General features: G+C 71.3%; 17 protein-coding genes and 1 pseudogene. 12 read left to right on the forward strand and 6 right to left on the reverse strand.

Translation table 11 applies throughout. The features are described from left to right. Nucleotides 1-5 precede the first annotated feature (5 nt). From FCI23_RS26150 to FCI23_RS26165, 4 genes are all read left to right on the forward strand, one after another. Nucleotides 6-959, forward strand: a complete 954-nt coding sequence (locus tag FCI23_RS26150) for a Zn-ribbon domain-containing OB-fold protein (protein WP_136726381.1) — start codon at nucleotides 6-8, stop codon at nucleotides 957-959. Nucleotides 960-971: 12 nt separating this feature from the next. Then, nucleotides 972-2,021, forward strand: coding sequence for a thiolase domain-containing protein (locus FCI23_RS26155; protein WP_136726414.1), 1,050 nt, complete (start codon nucleotides 972-974; stop codon nucleotides 2,019-2,021). Nucleotides 2,022-2,367: 346 nt separating this feature from the next. Continuing rightward, on the forward strand, nucleotides 2,368-3,534 hold the full coding sequence (locus FCI23_RS26160; protein WP_136726382.1) for a thiolase domain-containing protein: 1,167 nt from the start codon (nucleotides 2,368-2,370) through the stop codon (nucleotides 3,532-3,534). A 103-nt stretch (nucleotides 3,535-3,637) separates the two neighbouring features. After that, on the forward strand, nucleotides 3,638-3,877 hold the full coding sequence (locus tag FCI23_RS26165) for a DUF397 domain-containing protein (protein ID WP_136726383.1): 240 nt from the start codon (nucleotides 3,638-3,640) through the stop codon (nucleotides 3,875-3,877). Nucleotides 3,878-4,017: 140 nt separating this feature from the next. Here FCI23_RS26165 and FCI23_RS26170 read toward each other — a convergent pair whose 3' ends face one another. After that, entirely contained in the window at nucleotides 4,018-4,710 is a 693-nt protein-coding gene (locus FCI23_RS26170) for a maleylpyruvate isomerase family mycothiol-dependent enzyme (protein ID WP_136726384.1), read from the reverse strand. Nucleotides 4,711-4,851: 141 nt separating this feature from the next. Here FCI23_RS26170 and FCI23_RS26175 point away from each other — a divergent pair, with 141 nt between their 5' ends. Then, nucleotides 4,852-5,247, forward strand: coding sequence for an ACT domain-containing protein (locus tag FCI23_RS26175; RefSeq protein ID WP_136726385.1), 396 nt, complete (start codon nucleotides 4,852-4,854; stop codon nucleotides 5,245-5,247). On the opposite strand, the gene FCI23_RS26180 is transcribed toward FCI23_RS26175, so the two are convergent. Beyond that, nucleotides 5,222-6,250, reverse strand: a complete 1,029-nt coding sequence (locus tag FCI23_RS26180; RefSeq protein ID WP_169316945.1) for an isoafricanol synthase — start codon at nucleotides 6,248-6,250, stop codon at nucleotides 5,222-5,224. The genes FCI23_RS26175 and FCI23_RS26180 overlap by 26 nt on opposite strands. 248 nt (nucleotides 6,251-6,498) lie before the next feature. Here FCI23_RS26180 and FCI23_RS26185 point away from each other — a divergent pair. Both FCI23_RS26185 and FCI23_RS26190 read left to right on the forward strand, forming a co-directional pair. Beyond that, nucleotides 6,499-9,412, forward strand: a pseudogene (locus FCI23_RS26185) (ATP-binding protein). A gap of 50 nt (nucleotides 9,413-9,462) precedes the next feature. After that, entirely contained in the window at nucleotides 9,463-9,963 is a 501-nt protein-coding gene (locus FCI23_RS26190) for a hypothetical protein (protein ID WP_136726415.1), read from the forward strand. 16 nt (nucleotides 9,964-9,979) lie between these two features. Here FCI23_RS26190 and FCI23_RS26195 read toward each other — a convergent pair whose 3' ends face one another. Both FCI23_RS26195 and FCI23_RS26200 read right to left on the reverse strand, forming a co-directional pair. Beyond that, entirely contained in the window at nucleotides 9,980-11,956 is a 1,977-nt protein-coding gene (locus FCI23_RS26195; protein ID WP_136726387.1) for an N-acetylmuramoyl-L-alanine amidase, read from the reverse strand. A gap of 217 nt (nucleotides 11,957-12,173) precedes the next feature. Further along, nucleotides 12,174-13,259 (reverse strand): aminoglycoside phosphotransferase family protein, encoded by a 1,086-nt coding sequence (locus FCI23_RS26200; RefSeq protein ID WP_136726388.1) that lies wholly within the window; start codon nucleotides 13,257-13,259, stop codon nucleotides 12,174-12,176. 393 nt (nucleotides 13,260-13,652) lie between these two features. On the opposite strand from FCI23_RS26200, the gene FCI23_RS26205 reads away from it, so the two are divergent. Beyond that, nucleotides 13,653-15,125: a DNA-binding protein NsdB gene (locus FCI23_RS26205; protein ID WP_136726389.1), complete on the forward strand. Its 1,473-nt coding sequence runs from the start codon at nucleotides 13,653-13,655 to the stop codon at nucleotides 15,123-15,125. 104 nt (nucleotides 15,126-15,229) lie between these two features. On the opposite strand, the gene FCI23_RS26210 is transcribed toward FCI23_RS26205, so the two are convergent. Then, a complete protein-coding gene (locus FCI23_RS26210; RefSeq protein WP_136726390.1) occupies nucleotides 15,230-16,681 on the reverse strand; it encodes a PP2C family protein-serine/threonine phosphatase in 1,452 nt (483 codons plus the stop codon). 335 nt (nucleotides 16,682-17,016) lie between these two features. Here FCI23_RS26210 and FCI23_RS26215 point away from each other — a divergent pair, with 335 nt between their 5' ends. The 4 genes from FCI23_RS26215 to FCI23_RS26230 all read left to right on the forward strand — a co-directional run bounded on the left by FCI23_RS26215 (nucleotide 17,017) and on the right by FCI23_RS26230 (nucleotide 22,028). Next, on the forward strand, nucleotides 17,017-18,468 hold the full coding sequence (locus tag FCI23_RS26215; RefSeq protein WP_136726391.1) for a HEAT repeat domain-containing protein: 1,452 nt from the start codon (nucleotides 17,017-17,019) through the stop codon (nucleotides 18,466-18,468). Nucleotides 18,469-18,847: 379 nt separating this feature from the next. Continuing rightward, entirely contained in the window at nucleotides 18,848-19,969 is a 1,122-nt protein-coding gene (locus FCI23_RS26220; RefSeq protein ID WP_136726392.1) for a glycosyltransferase family 4 protein, read from the forward strand. Continuing rightward, nucleotides 19,966-21,129: a glycosyltransferase gene (locus FCI23_RS26225; protein ID WP_136726393.1), complete on the forward strand. Its 1,164-nt coding sequence runs from the start codon at nucleotides 19,966-19,968 to the stop codon at nucleotides 21,127-21,129. The genes FCI23_RS26220 and FCI23_RS26225 overlap by 4 nt, the downstream gene beginning before the upstream one ends. After that, a complete protein-coding gene (locus FCI23_RS26230) occupies nucleotides 21,126-22,028 on the forward strand; it encodes an SGNH/GDSL hydrolase family protein (protein ID WP_136726394.1) in 903 nt (300 codons plus the stop codon). Before FCI23_RS26225 ends, FCI23_RS26230 begins: the two co-directional genes overlap by 4 nt. Here the strand turns inward: FCI23_RS26230 and FCI23_RS60080 are convergent. Further along, complete coding sequence (locus tag FCI23_RS60080) at nucleotides 21,975-22,634, reverse strand: MFS transporter (protein WP_246143996.1); 660 nt, start codon at nucleotides 22,632-22,634, stop codon at nucleotides 21,975-21,977. The two genes, FCI23_RS26230 and FCI23_RS60080, sit on opposite strands and share 54 nt — an antisense overlap. Nucleotides 22,635-22,800: the final 166 nt, after the last annotated feature.

Raw genomic sequence — 22,800 nt, forward strand, 5'->3', positions numbered from 1 at the left:
AGCCCATGAACGCAACAGAAGTGCTGCGCGCACCCCTCGTCGTGGAGTTCCCGTTCACCCGGTCCCTCGGCCCCGTGCAGAGCGCGTTCCTCACCGGACTGCGTGAGCGCACCGTCCTCGGTGTACGGACGACGGGCGGCGGGGTGCTCGTACCGCCCACCGAGTACGACCCGGTCACCGCCGCGGAGATCCGAGACCTCGTCGAGGTCGCCGCCACCGGGACCGTCACTACCTGGGCCTGGAATCCCACGCCACGCCGCAACCAGCCGCTGGCCACTCCCTTCGCGTGGGTCCTTGTCCGACTGGACGGCGCCGACACCGCCCTGCTGCACGTCCTGGACGCGCCCGGCCCGGAGGCCGTGCGTACCGGAATGCGGGTCCGTATCCGCTGGGCGGAGGAACGCACGGGCGCCATCACCGACATCGCCTGCTTCGAACCGTACGAGGGGCCGGACACCTCACAGGCCGCCCCGCACAGCGGTGAGTTCGCGGACCCCGTGACCGTCATCACCACCCCCGCCCGCCTCGACTACAGCTACGCCCCCGGCCGCGCCCAGTCCCGCTACCTCACCGCCCTCGCCGGCCGCCGCACCCTCGGCGAGCGCTGTCCCTCCTGCCACAAGGTGTACGTCCCGCCCCGGGGCGCCTGCCCCACCTGCGGAGTCGCCACCGACGAACAGGTCGAGGTCGGGCCGCGCGGCACTGTCACCACCTTCTGCATCGTCAACATCAAGGCGAAAAACCTGGACATAGAAGTGCCGTACGTGTACGTGCACATAGCGCTCGACGGCGCCGACCTCGCCCTGCACGGCCGGATCGGCGGCATCCCCTACGACCAGGTCCGGATGGGTTTGCGAGTCGAGCCCGTATGGAGCGAGGGCGGTGGCCGCTACCCCGACCACTACCGCCCGAGCGGTGAGCCGGACGCCGACTACGACCTGTACAAGGAGCTGCTCTAGATGCGTGTGCAGATGCGTGACGTCGCGATCGTCGCCTTCGCCCAGAGCGTCCACCGGCGCAGCACCGATGAGGTCTCCGAGGTGGAACTCCTCATGCCGGTCCTGCACGAAGTCCTCGGCCGGGCCGGCCTCAAGGCGCACGAGATCGGCTTCACCTGCTCCGGCTCCTGCGACTACCTCGCCGGCCGGGCCTTTTCCTTCACCATGGCGCTCGACGGTGTCGGCGCCTGGCCGCCCATCTCCGAGTCGCACGTCGAAATGGACGGCGCCTGGGCACTCTACGAGGCGTGGGTCAAGCTCCTCACCGGCGAGGCCGACACCGCACTGGTCTACGCCTACGGCAAGTCCTCACCGGGCGACATCCGCGAGGTGCTGACCCGCCAGCTGGATCCGTACTACGTCGCGCCGCTGTGGCCCGACTCCGTCGCCCTGGCGGCCCTGCAGGCCCAGGCCCTCATCGACGCGGGCGAGACGAGCGAGCGTGAGCCCGCCGCGATCGCCGCGCGGAGCCGCACCGACGCCGCGGCCAACCCATATACGCCGCCCACCGGTGACGGCCGGGCAGGTCGCGGCTACATCGTTCAGCCACTGCGCCGCGACGACTGCCCGCCCGTCAGCGACGGTGCGGCCGCGATCGTGCTCGCCGCCGGAGACACCGCCCGCCGGCTCAGCGCCTGCCCCGCCTGGATCCGCGGCATCGACCACCGCATCGAGGCCCACAGCCTGGGCGTCCGCGATCTCACCGACTCGCCCTCCACCCGGCTCGCCGCCGAGCGCGCCGGTGCCTTCGAGGCCCCTGTTGACACAGCCGAGCTGCACGCGCCCTTCACCTTCCAGGAACTCCTCCTGCGCAAGGCGCTGCGCCTCGGCGACGACGTCACCGTCAACCCCTCCGGGGGGGCGCTGGCCGCCAACCCCGTCATGGCGGCGGGGCTGATCCGCCTCGGTGAGGCCGCCGCCCGTATTCACCGGGGCGAGTCCCAGCGCGCCCTGGCGCACGCGACCTCCGGCCCCTGCCTGCAGCAGAACCTGGTCGCCGTGCTCGAAGCGGAGCGGCCGTGAACGCCGCCGGCGCACCCGCGACGGGCCGCACCGGCATGCCCGTACGCCCGTCGCCGCCGTCGCCTGCCAGGACAGGAAGCAGCCCGCACCGTGACAGAGGGCCCGTCGGCAGGTGGGACCTCGCCACGGGCCGAGCTGTGACACCGGCCGACTGCGCCGGCCGGCTCCCCCGGCGCGTTGTCGCCGGTCGCCGAAGCCCTTCGCCCGGCAACCTCCGGGAGGTGGCCCCCCTTCCCCCATCCCACCTATCAGGGCTCCGTCAGGCTGCCATGACCTGCGAGGACGTTGATCGCGCGGCATCGGCCACGGCGGGTTTGCCGAGCCCCCCAACGCGCTGGGAGGCGCCATGAGCAAGGAGCCGGTGGCCATCACCGGGATCGGCCAGACCAGGCACACCTCCGCGCGCCACGACGTGTCCATCGCCGGACTCGTCCGCGAAGCGGCGAGCCGAGCGCTCGCCGACGCGGAGCAGACCTGGGCGGACATCGACGCCGTCGTCATCGGCAAGGCACCCGACTTCTTCGAGGGGGTGATGATGCCCGAGCTGTACCTCGCCGACGCGCTCGGCGCGGTCGGCAAGCCCATGCTGCGCGTGCACACCGCGGGCTCCGTCGGCGGGTCGACGGCACTCGTGGCCGCCAATCTTGTCGCTGCCCGTGTCCACCGCACCGTATTGACGGTCGCCTTCGAGAAGCAGTCCGAGTCCAATGCCATGTGGGGCCTCTCGCTGCCCATCCCCTTCCAGCAGCCGCTCCTCGCGGGTGCCGGCGGCTTCTTCGCGCCCCATGTGCGGGCCTATATGCGCCGTACCGGCGCGCCCGACACCGTAGGCACGCTGGTCGCGTACAAGGACCGCCGTAACGCGCTGAAGAATCCCTACGCGCATCTCCACGAGAAGGACCTCACCCTCGCCGCAGTGCAGTCCTCGCCCATGCTCTGGGACCCCATCCGCTACTCCGAGACCTGCCCCTCCTCCGACGGCGCCTGCGCCATGGTGCTCACCGACACCTCCGGAGCGCGCCGCGCCCCGCATCCACCGGCGTGGGTGCACGGCGGCGCCATGCGCAGTGAGCCGACGATGTTCGCGGGCAAGGACTTCGTCAGCCCGCGCGCCGGGCGCGACTGCGCCGCGGACGTATTCCGGCAGGCGGGGATCACCGATCCACGCCGCCAGATCGACGCTGTGGAGATGTATGTGCCCTTCTCCTGGTACGAGCCGATGTGGCTGGAGAACCTGGGGTTCGCGGCGGAGGGCGAGGGCTGGAAGCTGACCGAGTCAGGGGTGACCGAGCTGGACGGGGACCTGCCGGTTAACCCGTCCGGCGGTGTCCTGTCGGCCAATCCCATCGGTGCCTCCGGCATGCTGCGCTTCGCTGAGGCGGCGCTCCAGGTACGCGGCCGGGCGGGCGCGCACCAGGTACCCGGCGCCCGCCGGGCGCTGGGCCATGCCTACGGTGGCGGCGCGCAGTTCTTCTCCATGTGGGTGGTCGGCTCGGAGCCACTCGGAGCATGAACACCCGCCGGGCCTGGGCAGGTTGTTCCTGCCCCTGTCCGGGACCTGGCTGCGATCGCTAGGCTGAGCCCCGGACGACGACGATGTCGGGAGGAGAACGGACGTGGCCGAAAGCACGGTCGGAGAGCGGCTGGCTGATTGGGAACAGCCGCAGCTCGATCTGACGCAGGCGCAGTGGCAGTCCAGCAGCCAGGGCATAGGAGACGTCCAGATCGCCTTCGTCGAGGGATTCATCGCGATGCGGCAGGGCCGCAACCCCGCCGGACCCGCCCTGATCTTCACCCCCGCCGAATGGCGGGCCTTTGTGCTCGGCGCGCGTGACGGCGAGTTCGACCTGACCTGAGCGAAGGTGAGCTGCAAAGCCGGCCGGCCGGGTGAGCGCCGCACAGAGGTCGCGGCCGCTCGTCCCGGCCGGCCCGCGCGGCCGGCGGCGATCAGCCCTGGCCCTCCGTCACGATTTCAGCGACGGCGGCGCGTGCGAGGTCACGGCCAGGGCCCGAGCCCGGGCAACGGCGTTCCACCGCCGTCCAGTGGGCCGGACGGTGCGCGTCCCGCCATCCAGGCGGTCAGATCGGCCAGAGCCCCACGCACGACGTAGGGCTCGCCGGTGCCGTAGGAGCGGGCCTCGGGACCGTCCGTTGCCACCAGCTCCAGCCGCACGCCCTGCGGCGCGCGCGGCGCCAGGAAGTCCAGAGCGTGTCCACACAATTCCCGGGTCCAGCCATCGGACCGGTAGCCGAGGTCCGCGTCGGCGGTGTGAATCTCCAACTCCCGCCACCAGCTGAGAAGTACGGCTACGAGATCCCCGTCCCGATAGCGCACCGGCCTTGCCCAGTCCTGCGGCCCCGCCGCGGTCCAGGCGGCCCCGGCTTCGCCCAGGGCGTCCTCGACGGCCCTACGCAGCTCCGCCGCCGTACGCGACGCCCCGGCCTCGATCGCGGCGTCACGCGCCGGACGGCCTCCGTCGTACGGCTCGACCATCTCGCCCCTGAACGCGTAGCGCGCCTGACGGGCCAGCGCGAGGCACACCCCCTCGATGTGCGACAGCACATGGGCCCGGCTCCAGCCGGGCAGAGCACTGGGCCGCCGCGCGGCCTCATCGCTCAACCCGCTCAGCAGGTCACGCAGCCGGCTGTGGCCGTCAAGGACCCGGGAACGCACTTCGGCGGGATCCATCGCCGTTCTCACTTCCGGATGCCCGCGCACACAGCCTCCCTTGTGGCCAACAGATGGGTGACGGCGGCACCAACATTAGTATCAGCACGACAGGACGGGGAGGCGCTGCCCAGGAAGGCGCCCAGACATAAAGTGCTGGTCATGACCGGAGAACGTGATCTGGCGAAGCTGCTCGGCGGCATGAGGCCACGCCTGAACCCCGGCTGTTATGTCTTCACGACGGTGGCCGGTGGTGTCCCCCCGGGCGTCAGCCCTGTGGTGACCGTAGCCGAGGACGAGGGTCTGACCCTCGTCCTGCGTCAGGAGGAGGCCGACGCCGCCGGTCTGGCCTACGACTATGCCGCCGCCTGGATCACTTTGCGAGTGCACTCCGCGCTGGAGACGGTGGGCCTGACCGCGGCTGTCGCCGCCGTACTGGCACGCTCGGAGCTCAGCTGCAACGTGGTGGCGGGCTTCCACCACGACCACCTCTTCGTGCCCCATGAACGGGCCGAGGAGGCTGTGACCCTGCTCAGCTCCCTTGCGCGGGAAGGATGATGAGGTTCGCCCACGGCCGCTGCCGGCCGCCGCTCACGGCGGCGATGCCCGCGTCGCCGTAGCGGCTGGTCTCCAGGGACCAGTCCAGGTTTCCGCGCATGATGTTGCGCATGCCGTCGACGTAGTGATCCAGATTGGCTCGCATGACCGGCGGGAACGATGCCGTGGCGAGGCGGGCGGCGAGTTGCTGGAACCGCTCGACGCGGGTGTTGGCCATGGCCGCCACCCGGTGGGCGGCTTGCGGCAGTGTGCAGTCCTGCTCGTGCCGCAGTACGAGAACGCTGTTGTTGACGTCCCCGGCGGCCAGCTCCTTGTCGAGCGAGACTATGTCATTGACGAAGATCACTACTTCCTCCGTGAGCTGCCGCATCGCGGCCAGCGGGAAGGCGGCGTGGACCTCGTCGGGAAGTGTGTACCCCCCGCACCGTTCGACGAGGTCGAGGCAGGTCTGGACGCCTATGGAGTCCCGCCTGGCCCGCAGGAACGCGAAGAGGCCCGGAGGGTCCCCGGCAGTACGGTTCACCGCCTCCCAGTGGTACGCGCGGAGATAGTCCGCCCAGTGTTCCCGGAACCGGTGCCGCCAGAGGGCGGGGCGGCCGTCGGTCGCGCGGAGCCACAGGTCCCGGAAGCTGTCCGCCAGCGCTGCAGGGGCGGTGCCCAGCGGTGGCTTCGTCTCGTCCATGATCCGCGTGATGGTGTCCACCAGGCGGGCGACCGTCTCCGGCCGTTGACCTGACGGGCCGTCGAACTGGTCGTCGAACACGAAGACCCAGCCGTTGGCATCCGTCCCCAGGTCGAGGTCCGTGCCCACCGCGTCCGGGTAGAAGAACGCCGTCAGGCGTTCCAGTTGCAGGGCGTCGTACTCCGCGATCGCGGTGTCTCCGTCGAGTAAGCCGAACTCGCGGAGCCACTCGATGGTGTGACAGCGAGCCTGTCCGGCGTCCGGGCTGATCCGCCCCGGGAATGGGATGGAGATCGAGGCGAGGGCCACATGCGTCATCATCCGTCTCCTACTCACTGGATCGCCGTCGGTGTGTGGCGTTCCGGTAACTACGAGTGAAAATGACGTATTACGACAGGTCAAGAAGGTAAATGTGGAAATTTGGCATTACGTAGTTCGGTCGGCTCTGGAAGCCGGGTCCGGACGCCGTACCCCGTCCCTCGTCACCCAATTGTGTCGAAAGGGTCACGGAGTGCGACCTGGCAGCGTAGCCTGGACGTCGGCGCAGCCGGAGGGGAACAGGATCCGAGATGGTGGACGTGGGGCAGCGGATTGTGCGAGATCACCAGTCACTGCTTGAGCGGGAGGCCGAACTCGGTGCGCTGGACAGAGCGCTGACCGACCTCTGCGTCGAGCAGGACGATCCGAGCCGGGTCCGGCGCGGTGGCCTGCTCGTGTACTCGGCGCCGGCGGGGCTCGGGAAGACCGCGCTTCTCGCCGAGGCGCGCAGGCGTGCCGCCGTCCGCGGCTGTACGGTGCTGTCGGCGCGCGGCGGCGAACAGGAGCAGCGGCTGCCGTTCCACGTACTACGGCAGCTTGTCCAGCCCCTGCTCGCGGCCATCCCGGAGAAGGAACACCCCGGGGTACTGGGCAGTTGGTACGACATCGTCGCGCCCGCCCTCGGCCTGGTGGCGGCGCGGGACGGCATCGAGCCCGATCCCACGGGGGTGCGCGACGGCCTGGACTGGATCATGACCCGGCTCGCGGTGAAGCACGGTCCCCTGGTCCTGGTCCTGGACGACGCTCATTGGGCCGACAGTGAATCCCTCGGTTGGCTGGCCGCCTTCGTCCCGAGGGCCGAAGAGCTTTCGATGCTGGTCGTCATCGGCTACCGCCCCGACGAACTTCCGCTCCAAGCCTCCCACTTCCGCAAGATCGCCGCGCGACACGGCTCGCGCCCCTTCGACCTGATGCCTCACGCCCGGCGCGGTCGGCCGGGTGGTCCGCGACTCGCTGGGCGAGGGCTCCGACGACGGCTTCTGCCGGGAATGCTGGGCCGTCACCGGAGGAAACCCCTTCGAGATCGTGGAGCTCACCGCCAAGATCCTGGACCGCGGGCTCAAGGCACAGCAGGAGAGCATCCCGGAACTCCCGCAGCTCGCCGCCGCGGTGAAGGGAGACGGCCTGGTCGAGCGGATCGCGCGCCTGGGCACCTCCAAGGTCCGCTTCACCTGGGCCGCGGCTGTTCTCGGCACCGAGATCTCGGCGTCCCTCGCCGCGCGCCTGGCCGCCATCGGGGCGGAGGAGGCCGTCGATGTGATCGAGCGCTTGCGCCAGGAGCGCATCCTCCGCCGCTCCGGTCCGGACGCCACCCTTGGCTTCGCCCACCCACTGGTCGCCACCGCCATCTACCGTGCCATTCCCGGCGCCTTCCGCGTCAGCATGCACGGCGAGGCAGCGCGCGCGGTCGTCGACGCGGGGCTCGGAGCCACCGCGGCCTCCCGCCATCTGCTGGAGACGCAGCCCGAGGGAGACCCCTGGGTCGTCCACCAACTACGCGAAGCCGCTCGCGAGTACCTGCGATCCGGCGCCCCTGAGGCCGCCCGGCGCTGCCTCGACCGTGCTCTGCGCGAACCCCCGCCCTTCGCCGAGCGCGCCGCGGTCCTTTACGAACTCGGCCGCTCAGCGCTGCTCAGCGAGCCAACCACCACGGTCAACCATCTACGGGCCGCCCTGGAGGAGCCGACGATCACCCCGGCGCTTCGCGAGTCCGTCACCTACCGGCTCGCCCAGGCGCTGGCGCACTCCGACCGCATGGCGGAGGCCGCACAGGTCGTCGCCCAAGAGGCGCAACGGGCCGCCAGCCACCGCAGTCGGCTGCGTATGCAGGCGGAGCAGTTCATGTATGACGCCTTCCGAGCCGATGAACAGGACTCACCCGCGCGGTCCCGCAGGCTCGCCAGGCTGGCTGGTCATCTGACCGGCCGCGCGCTGCCCGAGCGTTACATCCTCGGCCTGCGGGCCTGGGACGCGGTGGTGAAGGGCGAACCCGCCGCCACCGCACTGCGCTTCGCCGAGGAAGCGCTCGGCACCGGTCTCAGCTGGACGGACGACGACTACGGGTTCGAACTGCCGGTCATGGTCGCCCTGACCTTCATGTACTGCGACCAGCCCGGCCGGGCGGAAGCCCTGTTCATCAAGGGAATCGCCGAACTGGAGCGCAAGGGCTGGCGCGGCGCGCACCTCTTGTTCGGCTTCTCCCTCCTCGGCTACATCCGCTACCGGCGCGGCCGGCTCGCCGCGGCCGAGAACGTGGTGCGCGAAGGTCTGCGGATCGCCGACCGGGCGGGGCAGTCGACCCCCGCCCGCTGGTCCGCGGTCGGCGTCCTCATCGAGATCCTGCTTGCCCGCGGCCGCACCGAGGAAGCCCGGAAACTCGCCGACGAATCCAGCTTCGGCGATGTGATCCCGAACGCCGTCGTCTACCCCGACTCGCAGACCGTGTTCAGTGAAATCCTCCTGGCACAGGGATTGAACACACAGGCCGAACGGCACCTGACGGCGGTAGGGAGCCGTCTGGAAGGACGCGGTATGCGCAATCCCGCCTGGTGCCCCTGGCAGCTCCACCTCGCTGATGCCGTGGCCTACGCCGACCCCGCACGCGCCACCACCATCACCCGGGACGCTCTTGAGCGCGCCCGCCAGTTCGGTACCGAGACCGCGATCGGCCAAGCGCTCCATGCCTCCGCGCTGGTGACCAGCGGCCCCGAACAGATGAAACTGCTGGCCGATGCCGTCCGGCACCTTGAGCGCTCTCCCTCTTCCTACGAACTGGCCCGGGCGCTGGTCGGCCACGGCGCCGCCCTGCGTCGCGCCGGCCTCGCCCAGGACGCGGCCGACCAGCTCCACCGCGGTCTGGAGAGCGCGGTGAACTGCGGTGCCGACCCGCTCGCAGCCAGCGCCCGTGAGGAGCTCGCCGCCGCCGGGCTGCGCCCCCTGCAACTGCTCTCCGACGGCACCGACGCGCTCAGCGCCCAGGAGCAGGAAGTGGCCGAACAGGCCGTCCTCGGCCATTCCACCGCCCGGATCGCCGAAGGCCGGGGCATGACGGAACGTTCCGTGACAGCAATGCTGTCCACCGTCTACCGAAAGGTCGGCACTGATCACGCCGGACTGGCCAAGGTGTTGTCGCACGGCACATACGCCACATACGGCGGGAAGTGAGCACCACGACCCGGGGCCGCGCGGCGGCCCCGGGCACGTACGATGTCGGCATGTCGTTCCTCCGCCGCCGCAATGCCGCAGTGCCCACCGGGCCGGACTTCGATGTCCTCGCCATGGACCCGGGGGACTGGCCGGGCAATCTCGGCGCGGGCCTGCTGCCGGGCCCGGACGGCAGCTGCCAGGGCATTTTCCTGCGCTACGACCTCTTCGGGGGCCGTGGCCCCGCGATGCTGATCGGCAACCTCCCCGAGAACTCGCCGGCCCGCGAGCTGGAGGAGGGCCAGCCGCCTTTCGAGGTGGCTCAGCTGTTGGTGGCCCTCGGCAACGATGAGCCGGTGGAGGTCGTCGACATCGAGGACACCCCCGTGATGCAGGGCGACAACCTGTTGATCGTGCGCCGTGTCAAACTCTCCGAGGCCAGGATCGCCTGCTCCCAGTTCGACCGCAGCGACGGTGTCCAGGTGACCATCGCCACCTGGGACCGGCCGATCACCGACGACCTGTACCAGCTGCTCAAGCCATTGCCGGCGGAGATGTTCCAGCAGGGCTGAGCAGCCGGCGGGCCCGTCACCCCCGCGTCGAGGGCAGCACGCTCACGTCATCGGCCTTCACGTACGCCACCCGGTGGCCGAACTGGATCTCGTAGTACTCCTGCTGCCCCCGTACCACCACATGTTGCGCGGGGTCGAAGGTCACCGACCGGTAGTACTCGCCCAGTGTCCGCTGGCCGAGCACATACCGCTGTCCCGCGAGCAGCTTGTACGGCAGTGGGGAGACCACCTGCACCGGAACGCCGGCGGGGTAGGCCGCCGCTTCCGGGTAGGCGCGGCCGTACACCGGGATGTCGGCCAGGCCCTCCTTCGGGGTGATGACCCACCCTCGTGCGTTGACGGCGGTCGGCTGCTGTACCGGGTCGTGGAACCAGGCCTTCTGCCCGAGGTACCAGATCGCTGTCCAGCCGCCCTGCCGCTCCGCGACCGCGAACTGCTGGCCGGTGGAGGCGCGGGCCCCGGTGTCATTGACGCCGGTGGTGGAGTCGCTGTTCGGGTGCAGTCCGATGTCCTTCACCAACGGGGCGTCCTCGCTCGGCTCGGTGTAGAGCCGCACTGCCTCCGAGCCGCGCGCCGGGCAGGTGTCACCGGCCTTGACGCAGCCGGTGTACACCGGCTGGTTCTTCTCGTAGTCCGGCCGGATGGTGACCAGCCCGCCCTGTGGGCCGGCGGTGGCTCGCAGCGGGGCGCCCATCAGCTGGAAGTAGTGCGCCCAGTCCCAGTACGGGCCGGGGTCGGTGTGCATTCCCGGGATGTACGAGGTGGTGGGGCCGGGCACGGTGTCGTGGCCGAGGATGTGCTGCCGGTCCAGGGGAATGCGGTACTTCTGCGCGAGGTACGCCACCAGCCGGGCCGAGCTGCGGTACATCGACTCCGTGTACCAGGTGCCGGGCTCAGCGAGGAAACCCTCGTGCTCGATGCCGATCGACTTGGCGTTGACGTACCAGTTGCCCGCGTGCCAGCCGACGTCCTTGGTCTGCACATGCTGGTCCACATGGCCGTCGGCCGACCGGATCGTGTAGTGCCAGGCGAGATAGGTCGGGTCCTGCACCAGCTTGAGGGTGGTGTCCCAGGAACCCTCGGTGTCGTGGATGACGATGTAGTCGATCTTCTCATCGTTGGGGCGGTCGGCGAGATCATGGTTTCCGTAGTCACCGGCGCCGAACTCCTCGTAGGGTGCCGGGAGCCACTCGCAGGCCAGTTGGCGCGGGCACTCGGTGCCGCTGTTGTCGATGTCCTTCAGACCCAGCGCACGGACCTGGGCACGGACCTGGGCGGTGCCCGGGACCAGGCCCGGATGGGCGCTCAGCGCGACCGGCTGGCCGCTGTCCGTGGTGCGGGCCTCACCGTCCCGGACCACCTGGAAGACATTGTCGGCGAAGACGGCGGCGGTCTTGGCGTCGTCGGCCCCCGAGTAGCGGGCCACTGCCCCGTACCAGTCCGCCGGGTCGGAGCTCAGCGGCTCGCCCAGCGCCTTCTGCGTGGCGAGGAGCAGCGCCGCGCCCCCTTCGACATTGGCAGCCGGGTTCTTGCGCAGCTGCTCGCCGGACAGCCCGGTGAGGCCGGCGGCGCGCTCCAGCGTGGTGAGCGTCGCCGGCAGCTTCGTTACGTCCTTCACCGCGCTTGCGGTGCTCACGGTGCCGGCAGTGCTCGTCAGCGGCCGCTGGTCGTCGCCGCGAGCGTCATTGCCCCCGTCGCCCTGCTGCGGGAAGTCGGCGAGTGCGGTGCGCGCGTCGGTCAGATGCATCGGACCGTAGCCGGCGGTGACGCTCGGCAGACCCGCGTGCGCATCCCAGCGCGACTCCAGATAGGAGACCCCGAGCAGCACCTCCTCAGGCACCCGATACCGCTGTGCGGCCTCGGCGAAGGCCTGCTGGAGCGATAAGGTCCCCGGCGCCGTCGCACCGGCGGACGATGACGGGGAGACCACTGGCAGAAGCGCGGCGAGAGCGACCGTCGCCGTGGCCGTTCTGAGTGTGACCGATCTTCGCACCGCAGCCTCCTGTGGTTGGCCGGGCCGGCAGGGGCCTGACAGAACCTCAGAGGTATCTGTTGCCGGACTGTCCGTCAACTGTGCGAAACCGGACGGGCCCACGAATCAAGCCCGGCGGCGCGGATCAGCCCTTCGGGCCGGACTTGGGTGCGGCCGGCGTTCCGGGACAGGAAAACCTGCCCCGGAACGTCCGGACCGAGTCGCCCGAGGGGGGAGCTCACCTCGTACCGACGGCGGCCCTGACGGCCCTTCGGGCCAGGCCGCAGTCGTCGTGCAGCCGGCGCAGCAGCAGCCGCTGCTCCTCGCCGGCCTCGGCCGCCCCGGGAGCGGCTGGGACGGTGCTGCGCATGGCGCGCTGCACTGCGGTCTCGTAGGTACGGATCTCCCTGGTCAGGACAAGCATCAGGTTCACCAGGAAGGCGTCCCGGGAAGCCGGACCGGCCGCCTGCGCCATCTGGCTGATCTGCCGCCGGGTGACCGGGTCGTCGCCCAATATCGACCAGAGGACCGCGAGGTCATAGCCAGGGAGATACCAACCGGCGTGCTCCCAGTCCACCAGCACGGGACCGGCCGGGGACAGCAGCACATTCGACAGCAGGGCGTCACCGTGGTTGAACTGCCACGGCACATGGCCGAGGCCGTGCAGCAGCTTCTGCAGATCGCCCATGTCGCGGTCGGTGAGCAACCCCAGCTCGTGGTAGCGGGAGATCCGGGTCGGATAGTCCAGCGGGGCTTCGAACACCCGGGTCGGCGGACGCCACAGATTCACCCGGCAGAACGCGCCGAGCGTGGCCCGCACATCGGTCCGCGGCGGGGCTTCGACCGGATGCCGCTGGAGGGCGGCGGGCCGGCCGGGCATCCGCTCCAGGACGAGGGTGCAGCTCTCCGGATCTGCGGCGATCAGCCGTGGCACCCTGGCGGGGGGGCGATGTCGCACAAAAGACCGATAGGCCGCTATTTCGTGCTGGAACCGTTCGACCCACGCGGGGGAGTGGTCCAGCAGGCACTTGGCGACCGCCGGGCTGCGTCCGGAAGTGCCGACCAGCAGCACCGAGCGTCCGCTTCGCCGCAGCAGCTGGACGGGCGTGAACTCGGGGCAGATCCGCTGTACCGAGGCGATCGCCGTGCGCAGTTGAGCGCCCTGGGGGCCGGTCAAGTCGAGTCTCCCGCTGAGCGGGTGAGCGGCACCCGCCGCCATGCCCCGCCGGGCGGCGACGAGGGGGCGGGGTCGTATCACGGTGTCGGCCCCGGAGGTGTACGAGGGCCGGGGCGGGGCGGACACGGAGGACGATGCTGTGTACATGAGGGGGGGACAGTCCCTTCCTGTGCCTGCAAGTTCATTGGACAGCTCTGGAGCGGTGCCGACGCGTGGACGGTACCGGAACCGGTGTCGGCGTCCGGTCCTCCCGCACCCTGGGGAATGCGGGCTCCGGGCCGGTGGTCCGGTCGTCCACGCGCCGGGCGCCCTCCCCGATAGGTACGTAAGGAAACTGTCAGGCGTTCATCCGCTCATCAAGTTCTTCCGAACATACACTTCCGGGAGCCGGCTGCTGCCGGGCCGGGTGGCGCCTTTCTACCTGACACCCCGGTCTGGGTGGCAGACCATGTGGCGCACCCTGGCGAACCCTGGCGAATGTTCCCACGCCCTGGATCTGCGGATTACTGTCAACTCAGCCGAGGAACCTGGGGGCTTGACGTGGGCAAGGAATCCAACACCCGACTCGCGGACCTGTTCGGCCTCACCGGCTGGTCCAAGGGCGAACTCGCACGGCTGGTCAACCGGCAGGCGGCGGCCATGGGCCACCCCCAGTTGGCGACCGACACCTCGCGGGTACGCCGTTGGATCGAAACCGGGGAATCGCCGCGCGAGCCCGTGCCGAGTGTGTTGGCGGCTTTGTTCACCGAGCGTCTCGGCCGTGTCGTAACCATCGAGGATCTCGGGTTCGGCCGGCATCGGAGTAAGGGAAAGAAACAGGCCGTCGACGGTCTGCCCTGGGCACCGGAACGGACGGCCGCGGTCCTCACCGAATTCACGGGAATGGACCTCATGCTCAACCGACGCGGTCTGGTGGGCGCGGGCGCCGCGCTCGCCGCTGGCTCCGCTCTCAGCGGCGCCATGCACGAGTGGCTCCACACCGATCCGACACTGGCGGCCGACGCTCCGTCGTTCGATGACCCCCTCAGTTCACTCTCCGCCGACCCAGCTTCTTTCGACCGGTACGAGGCGGCCCCGGTCGGGGCCCAGGAGATCGAGGCCCTTGAGCGCTCGGTCGAAGTGTTCCGCGCCTGGGACGCGTCGCGTGGCGGCGGGCTCCAGCGCAAGGCGGTCGTCGGCCAGCTCAACGAGGTGGGCGGGATGCTCTCCTACCATCATCCCCTGCCGCTGCAACGCAGGCTGTGGGGGGTGGCGGCGAATCTCGCCGTACTGGCCGGATGGATGTCACATGACGTGGGTCTGGAACCCACCGCGCAGAAGTACTTCGTGATCGCCGCGCACGCGGCCCGGGAGGGCGGCGACCGGCCCCGGGCCGGAGAGGCGCTCTCCCGGGCCGCCCGCCAGATGGTGCATCTCGGGCGGCCCGACGACGCGCTGGACCTGATGCAGCTGGCGAAGTCGGGGTCCGGCGAGGAAACGCTGCCGCGCACCATGGCCATGCTGAACACGATCGAGGCGTGGGCGCTGGCGGCCAAGGGCCAGGGACAGGCCGCCCGGCGCACCTTGGGGCAGGCGGAGGATCTGTTTGTCTCCGACCGGAGCGATGTTCCGCCGCCGAGTTGGATGCAACTGTTCGACGAGGCGGATTTGCACGGCATGCAGGCGCTGGTGTTCCGCACCCTGGCCGAGCATGACCCCGCCGCCGCGAGCCTGTCGCAGTACCACGGCAATCGGGCGATGGCGCTGCGGCAGGCGGGGCGGGAGCGGTCGATGATCTTTGACCATATCTCGATGGCGTCCGCCTGCTTCATCGCCGATGACCCCGAGCAGGCCGACACCTACGCCAGGCTGGCCCTTGCCGCCATCAACAAGACCTCGTCCCACCGGACCTGGGACCGGCTGCGTGAGATGTACCGGCTCACCGGCCGGTATTCGAGCTTCCCCAAGATCCAGGAACTGCGCGACGAGATCCAGCTGGCGATGCCCAAGCCTGCCCGGAACAAAGCGGTGTAGACGGCGGGGCACCGGTCAGCAGACGACCCGCCGCCGAACGGGCCGACTGCCGGGATCACCTACAGGAAACCCAAACCAATAACCAGGAATCGGGCGAATCGCGCTCAGGGGAACCGGGCGATCAGCACGCAGGCGTCGTCCTCGCGTTCGGGAGTTCCGAGTTCTTCCACCACCGTGCGCACGCAGTCCTGCGCGGTACGGGCGTCCGCGAACCGCGGACCCATGGCGAGCAGCCGCTGGGTGCCCGCAGCGACGTCGGTGGCGTGGCGTGGCACCAGCCCCTCGGTGTGCAGGACGAGCAGGTCGCCAGGGGCGAGCTGCTCGGTGGTCTGGGCGTAGCGGGCGCCGCAGGTGGCGCCGAGCAGTACGCCCTCGGGGGGATCCAGGACGCGCCCCGTCCCGTTGCGGAACAGCAGCGGGGCGGGGTGCCCTGCCTGGGCCCACACCAGGGCGCGGTCCTCCGGACGGTAGCGGCAGCACAGGGCGCTGCCCAGGGTGGGCTGCGCGGAGGTGTCGAGCAGCTGGTCGAGCCAGCCCATCAGGGGCGCGGGCTCCAGCCCCGCCAGGGCCATCCCGCGAAGGGCTCCGAGCAGCATCGCCATGCCGGAGGTGGCCGCCACTCCGTGGCCCGTCAGGTCGCCGACCGTCAGTAGGGTCGATCCGTCGGGCAGTGGCAAAGCGTCGTACCAGCCGCCGCCGATCAGGGCGCTGGTCCCTGAGGGCAGATAGTGGGCGGCGAGGTCCACGCTGATGGGACCGCCCCCCTGCGGGAACCGCAGGGAGCCGCGCCATGGCGGGAGCACGGCTTCCTGCAGCTCGACCGCCAGCCTGTGCTCGGTCTGGGCGATCTGCCGCTGACGCTGCAGCGAGTCACGGGTTTCGCGCAGCGTTCGCTGGCTGCGGCGCAGTTCGCTGACGTCCCGGAGCACCGCCCACAGGGAGGCGGTGGCCCCGCCGGTGTCGAGTACCGGCTCGCCCACCATGTGCACCGTACGCACGGAGCCGTCGGGACGCACGATGCGGAATTCGCCGTCGATGGGCCGGCCGTCCACCAGAGATCCGGTCACCATCGAGGTAAGGGTCTGCTGGTCCTCGGCGAAGAGCCAGGACGGCAACTCGTCGAGGGTCAGCGGGCCGTCCTCGGGTGAGCGGCCGAAGATGTGGTACAGGTCGTCCGACCACTCGACCGCGTCGGTGAGCAGGTCCCACTCGGCGCTGCCGGCCCTTCCGAGGGCGTGCGCGGCCATGGCACCCAGTTGCTGCCGCGGCAACCGCGTCGGGTGGTCGCCCGGCTCGGCGGGGGCGGGTTCGGGGAGGCCGTCCCGCAATTGGCCGAGATGTTCGCCCAGGTCGTCCAGCTGGTGGACGGCGAGGTCGCACAATGCGCGCTGCCAGCGCAGCTGTGGGTCCGCGTCCTCTTCCATGGGCGGCGCGGAGTCACGGCGGACGGCGTCCACCCGGCCCCGTAACTGGCGCGCCTGGGAGATGAGTGCCTCGACCGCGCCGGGCTCCGGCGGTGGTGCGGGTGACGGCTCCGCATGCATATGGGACGGCATGACGTTCTCCGAACGTGGTCTCCGATACAGACGCTGGGCGGCTGGTGCGGACGGAAGGGCCAGTGACGACTCTGTCACAGGGTGCGATGTCCTGTAAGGCTTTCGGTGATACCCATACCGGTGGTGCTCCTGGCGTATGCCAAGGGCCTTGTGGTCGCCGGTCGCCGCAGACTCCGCGGAATGGCCGACTCCGGGTAAGCTGCGGGCCGCCCGGTCCCCAATGCATTCCCCAGCGCTGCCAGGCATAAGGCTTGACGACAGCGGTAAGGATGCCGGGCACACCGGCGGCGGAAATCCCGTTGCCAGCGAAACCCCCCGCACCGGATGCTGACCTCATGTTCGATCCCGACATAGCGCCCAGTGGGACCCTTCTCGGCCTCCTCCAGCGAGGACGCGGTGACGGGACCCTGCATGCCCTGGCGGCGCAGCGAGCGGAAGCCCTCGTCGCGTTGGAGCGGTGCGTCCTGAGTGACCCACGTCACGACTGGCGTGTGGAGTCCCGCTCCCTCTATTACGCACGGCTCTACTCCGAGCTCGAGGGCCCGCTCGACGGAATCGAACAGCACCTCTTCCACCCGGACGGCCTCCTCCCCGATGCCGTCGCCTCCGTCGACGAGTACCGCTGCGGCCTGGCCCTCTCCGTCCTCGGCCACCTCGCCGGATACGGGCGCCGTGACGCGCTGCACCTGCTGCGCCGTTACGCCGCCGTGGGAGGCTGCTGGGAATGGGCCCTGGACGAGCTCGCCGTCCGTGACGACGACGCGGGACTGTGCGTCCTCGGCACGGCGGTTCTGGCCCGCTTCCCGCAGACGGAGGAGGGCGATGCCCAGCTCGCGGCGGCCATTCGCGATGCGTACGAACCCCGGCCCTGGCGGCTGTGGGCCGAGAACACCGACGGTTCTGTCGACCCGGCCGTCGCCGCGCGAGTCCGCAAGGCCTCCGAACAGACCTCCTTCGACCGCTGGCAGCGGCAGATGAGGCCCACCGGCCCCACCCCGGGCTGGAGCGTGCGCGCCGTACTCGACTGGGCGCAGCAGGGCCTGGACGCCTACCCCGCCCAGTACCGTGACGCCCCCGCCGCCCGCTGCCTCGCCGCTGTCGCCGGCCTCGAGGACCGGCCCGAGCTCATCGATGCCGCCCGCGGCGGGCCGGACGCCGCTCGCGCCGCCGCACTGCGCCATCTCGCCGACCGGCAGGACCCCGAGGCCCTCGACCTCATCGAATCCGCCGCCGCCGACCCCTCGGAAACCGTCGCCCGCGCCGCCCTCGAATCCTTCGAAAGGATGCGCGGGACCGTTGCGCTCGACCGTGCCCGCGCCTGGTCCCCGCGCGAGGACGCCCTCGGCGCCGCCGCCGCCCGTGTGCTCGCCTGCCGCGGCGACCACCAGGACACCCAGCGGGTGCTCGGCGCGCTGCGCCGGCTCGTACAACGCGAAGGCGCGGACGCCGCGGGCCTCGCCGTCCTCGTCGAAGGCACCGGCCGGCTGTCGATCGGCTGCGCTTCCCCGGTGCTCCGGCACGTCTACCGCGAGACCTCGTCATCACAGCTCAGAGGCATCGCCGCACAGGCCCTCGCCGCCACCGACCCCTCCTTCGCCGCCGGATTCGCCGTCGAGTGCCTCTGGGACTGCGAGGAGACCACCCGCGAGCTGGCCGCCCGCCATGCCGCCACCGCCGATGTCCGCGTACTCGCCCAACTGCGCCGCCTCGCCGCCGACCCCGCCGAGGAAGCCGAAGTGCAGACCGCAGTGCGAGGCCGCCTCAGTTCCGGCGAGCCCGCCCGCTGACCAGAACCTTTCTCTGCCGCCCTCGCGTCGTTCGGCCTTGGGGGGCCTCCCGGGCTTCGCCCGGCGGCGCCGGACTCCGTCTGTCGGGCCGGTGATCCTGGCAGGCGTTGGGAGCAGGGTGCAGGGCTCCCAGGATCGCTGCCGCGGCTCGGGTCGCGGTGGCTCCGGCGCCGCCAGGACCCGGCGGCCGGCACCGGCGCGGCAGCCCTGTCGGTGGCGTTCCGGGCCGGGCAGGCTGTTGGGAGAGGAACGCGTCCGGAGTCGTCGGACCGGGCCCGGCCCCCCGCGGGGGAGGGCGGCGGCGAACGCTCACGGTGAGTTCTTCGGGCCGAAAGATCCACGTGGCCAGGATCACGTCCGGGGCGCCGACAACGTCGGTATGCGAGTCGCCATCGTCACCGAATCCTTCCCTCCCGATGTCAACGGTGTGGCCCACTGCGCCCTGCGCACGGCCGAGCACCTGGCCAGACGCGGCTATGAGCCGCTCGTGATCGCCCCGGCCGGTCCGCAGGACCCGCCGACCGGCCAGGACCCCTGCCCGGTCGTCCGGGTCCGCTCCCTCCCACTGCCCGGTTACCCGCAGGTCCGCGTCGCCCTGCCCGGCCGCCGCACGGCTGCGGCCATAGCCGCGCACCGTGCCGATCTCGTCCACCTCGCGAGCCCCTTCGTGCTCGGCGTGCGGGGCATGGCGGCGGCCACCCGGCTGCATGTCCCCGCGGTGGCCGTCTACCAGACCGACCTGGCGGGTTACGCCCGCACCTACCTCAGCCTCGGCGAGAACACCGCGTGGCGCCGGATACGCACCGTCCACAGCGCCGCCGACCGGACCCTCGCGCCCTCCACGGCCTCGCTGCGCGACCTGGAGCAGCACGGCGTGCCGCGCGTCCACCTGTGGCCGCGCGGGGTGGACTCCGTACGCTTCCGGCCGGGGCGCCGGGACGAGGCGTTGCGCCGCGAACTCGCGCCCGGCGGCGAGGTCCTCGTCGGGTACGTGGGCCGGCTCGCAGCGGAGAAGCACGTGGAACTGCTCGCCGGTGTGTGCGCCCTGCCCGGCGTGCGGGTGGTCGTCACCGGCGACGGGCCGAGCGCACCGACGCTGCGTGAGACGCTGCCGGGGGCGGTCTTCCTCGGCCGCCGCACCGGCGACGAGCTGGCCCGGATCTTCGCCTCGCTGGATGTGTTCGCCCACACCGGCCCGTTCGAGACGTTCTGCCAGACCGTCCAGGAAGCCATGGCCAGCGGCCTGCCGGTGGTAGCCCCGGCCGCCGGCGGCCCGCTGGACCTGGTGGACCACGGCGTCACCGGTCTGCTGGTCCCGCCGGGCGACGCGGACGCGGTACGCGACGCCGTGGGGCTGCTCGCCGTATCGCCCGCATTGCGCGCGGAATACGGCCGGGCCGGGCGTGCCGCGGTGGCGGCCCGCACCTGGGAAACCGTCGGGGATCTGCTGCTTGACCACTACGACCAGGTCCTCGACGCCCGTACGGCGGTGGCGGCATGACACCGCCCGGAAGCCCGCTGCGGATCGTCCGCCTCGCCAACTTCGTCACCCCGGTCTCCGGCGGCCTGCGCACCGCGCTGACACACCTGGGCACCGGCTACCTGGAGGCCGGCCACGAACCGGTGCTCATCGTCCCCGGAGCGGCCCCGCGGGACGAACTCACTGTCCAGGGCCGGGTGATCACCCTCCCCGGCCTCATGCTGCCCGGCACCGGCGGCTACCGGGTACTGGCCGGCCGCCGCCGGCTGGAGCGCCTGCTCGAGGAACTGGCGCCGGACCGGCTGGAGGTGTCCGACCGTACGACGCTGCGCTGGACCGGTGCGTGGGCGCGCAGACGGCGCGTCCCGGCAGTCATGGTCTCCCACGAGAGCGTCGACGGAGTCCTCCGCACCTGGGGCGTGCCGGCCGGCGCCGCCAGGGCGGTCGCCGACAGGCTCAATCTCCGTAGTGCCCGGGCCTTCTCCCGCATCGTCTGCACCACTGACTGGGCGGCCGGCGAGTTCGAGCGGATCGGCGCGCGCAATGTCGTACGCGCTCCGCTCGGTGTCGACCTCGACCACTGCGACCCGCGGCACCACAGCACGGCACTGCGCAGTCGGTATGCCACCGACGACCAGGTGCTCCTGGCCATGTGCTCCCGGCTCTCCCCGGAGAAACGCCCCGGGCGGGCCATGGAGGCGCTCGCGGTGCTGCGGCGCTGCGGGCTCGACGCGGTGCTCATCGTCGCGGGGGAGGGGCCGTTGCGGCCCCGCCTGGAAGCCGGCGCGCGGGCCGCAGGGCTGCCGGTCACCTTTCTCGGGCACATCGCCGACCGGGTCTCGCTCTCCGCTCTGCAGGCCACCGCGGATGTCGTCCTGGCTCCCGGCCCCGCCGAGACCTTCGGCCTCGCCGCCCTCGAAGCCCTCGCCTGCGGCACCCCCGTCGTCGCCAGCGCGCTCTCCGCCCTGCCCGATCTCATCGGCCCCGCCGGCGCCGCCGCCACCGACGACGGCCCCGCGTTCGCCGCAGCCGTCCAGTCCGTCCTCGCCCGCCCCGAACACATCCGCCGCGCCATCGCCCGTGCCCAGGCCGGACGCTACGCCTGGCCCGCCGCGGTGGACGCCTTCCTCGCCGCCCACGACACGGTGTCCCGTACGGCCCTGCGCAAGGCGGCGCCATGACCGCCACGCCGCAGATACTGCGCTTCGCCGCCCTCGGCGACTCGCTCACCGCCGGCCTCGGCGACCCCGTACCGGGCGGCGGCTGGCGCGGCTGGGCGGCGCTGCTCGCCGAAGGGCTCACCGCCGGACCGCGGGACGCGACGCTGCTGAACGTCAGCAGCAGCGGGGCGCTCACCACCGACGTGGCCGGGCGGCAGCTGGCGGAGGCACGCCTCGTACGCCCGCACTTGGCATCGGTACTCGTCGGGGTCAACGACACTCTGCGCGGCTCGTACGACATCCAGGCCATCGCCCAGCGCCTGCACGCCGTCCTCGGCACGCTGCGCGCCGACGGCACCGTCGTCCTCACCGCGTGCCTGCCGGACCCGGGGCAGATGCTGGGCCTGCCGGAAGCGCTGGCCCGCCCGCTGGCCCGGCGGATGGGGGCGGTGAACGCGGTGGTGCACGCGCTGTCGGAGCGGCACGGCGCCATTCACGTCCATCTGGCCGGGCCCAGCTGGGTGACTGACCGAGCCCTGTGGAGCGTGGACCGGCTGCACCCCAGCGAACTGGGGCACCGGCTGATCGCCCGCGAGTTCCACGCCGTACTGGCCGCGGCAGGACACGCCACCGGCGCGGCGCCCGCCCGGACCCTGGACGGGCCGGGGCCGGGCCGGGCCGCAGGGGCGTGGTGGATGGCCACCCGTGGCACCAAATGGATCGCGGACCGCTGCACGGACCTCCTGCCGGACCTCGCCCGTCTGGCCCTGCTGGAGGTCCGGCACCGGATGGCCGGCACCGACTCGCTGCTGGACGCCCGGGCGCGGCACACCACGGCGTGGGCGCTCGCCTCGCTGGACGCCGGGTCAGGGCCCGGTCTCCAGGCCTGTCCGGGAGTTGAGGACAGCGCGCGACGGTAGCGCGGGGCGCCGGGCGTCCGCCCAGGAGTGCACCCGTGCCGGGACGTCGAAGCCGATCAGCAGGATCACCACCGCGGTCAGGGAGAGCGCCAGCACCGCGATCGCTGTGCCGAGGCTGAGGGGTTCCGCGAGCTTCGCGCCGAGTACGGGCGCCGCGGCACCCCCCAACGCGCCGACGTTGTAGGTGAAGCCCAGCGCGGCGGCCCGGAACCCGACCGGGAAGTGGCCGGAGACGTACTTCGGAAGTACGCCGGAGGCACCCTGCCCGGTGCCCTGGAGGCAGAACAGCAGCACCCACAGCGCCACGATGTGGCTGCCGCCGACGGCGAACACGGGTATGACGAAGAGCAGCGACAGCAGCAGCATCCCCACATATGCCCGCCGGGTGCCGAAACGGTCCCCGGCGAGGCACACCAGCACACTGCCCGCCGCGTAGCCGGTCCCGGCGTACAGCAGGGCGTTTGAGACCTGGCCGGGGTCGTAGTGCGGCTCGGTCCTCGGATACGTCGGCAACAGCGACTGCAAGGGCCAGGAATACAGGAATCCGCAGAAGACGGTGACCATGAGGACCACCGTGACCGGCCACAGCCGGCCGGCGAACTGCACGGCGAAGGCGATGAAGCAGGCCGTGACCAGGGCGACCGAGCAGCAGAGTGACGGTCAGCGACTGATGGCACAGCACGAGGAACACACCGAGGGCGGCCGCCGCGCCGATGGGCACATTCCAGGCGGACCGGCGGCCGGTGAAGAGCACGGCCGTGACGCTGACCGG

Source organism: Actinacidiphila oryziradicis (assembly GCF_005047355.1).
Lineage (GTDB): Bacteria > Actinomycetota > Actinomycetes > Streptomycetales > Streptomycetaceae > Actinacidiphila > Actinacidiphila oryziradicis.

Excerpts from the sequence above, each read along its gene's own strand:
- FCI23_RS26230 (WP_136726394.1), top strand. The coding sequence starts at position 21,126 with ATGACCGCCACGCCGCAGATACTGCGCTTCGCCGCCCTCGGCGACTCG.
- FCI23_RS26150 (WP_136726381.1), top strand. The coding sequence starts at position 6 with ATGAACGCAACAGAAGTGCTGCGCGCACCCCTCGTCGTGGAGTTCCCG.
- FCI23_RS26210 (WP_136726390.1), bottom strand. The coding sequence starts at position 16,681 with ATGCCGTCCCATATGCATGCGGAGCCGTCACCCGCACCACCGCCGGAG.
- FCI23_RS26190 (WP_136726415.1), top strand. The coding sequence starts at position 9,463 with ATGTCGTTCCTCCGCCGCCGCAATGCCGCAGTGCCCACCGGGCCGGAC.
- FCI23_RS26225 (WP_136726393.1), top strand. The coding sequence starts at position 19,966 with ATGACACCGCCCGGAAGCCCGCTGCGGATCGTCCGCCTCGCCAACTTC.
- FCI23_RS26200 (WP_136726388.1), bottom strand. The coding sequence starts at position 13,259 with ATGTACACAGCATCGTCCTCCGTGTCCGCCCCGCCCCGGCCCTCGTAC.
- FCI23_RS26220 (WP_136726392.1), top strand. The coding sequence starts at position 18,848 with ATGCGAGTCGCCATCGTCACCGAATCCTTCCCTCCCGATGTCAACGGT.
- FCI23_RS26215 (WP_136726391.1), top strand. The coding sequence starts at position 17,017 with ATGTTCGATCCCGACATAGCGCCCAGTGGGACCCTTCTCGGCCTCCTC.
- FCI23_RS26180 (WP_169316945.1), bottom strand. The coding sequence starts at position 6,250 with ATGATGACGCATGTGGCCCTCGCCTCGATCTCCATCCCATTCCCGGGG.
- FCI23_RS26160 (WP_136726382.1), top strand. The coding sequence starts at position 2,368 with ATGAGCAAGGAGCCGGTGGCCATCACCGGGATCGGCCAGACCAGGCAC.
- FCI23_RS26170 (WP_136726384.1), bottom strand. The coding sequence starts at position 4,710 with ATGGATCCCGCCGAAGTGCGTTCCCGGGTCCTTGACGGCCACAGCCGG.
- FCI23_RS26155 (WP_136726414.1), top strand. The coding sequence starts at position 972 with ATGCGTGACGTCGCGATCGTCGCCTTCGCCCAGAGCGTCCACCGGCGC.
- FCI23_RS26175 (WP_136726385.1), top strand. The coding sequence starts at position 4,852 with ATGACCGGAGAACGTGATCTGGCGAAGCTGCTCGGCGGCATGAGGCCA.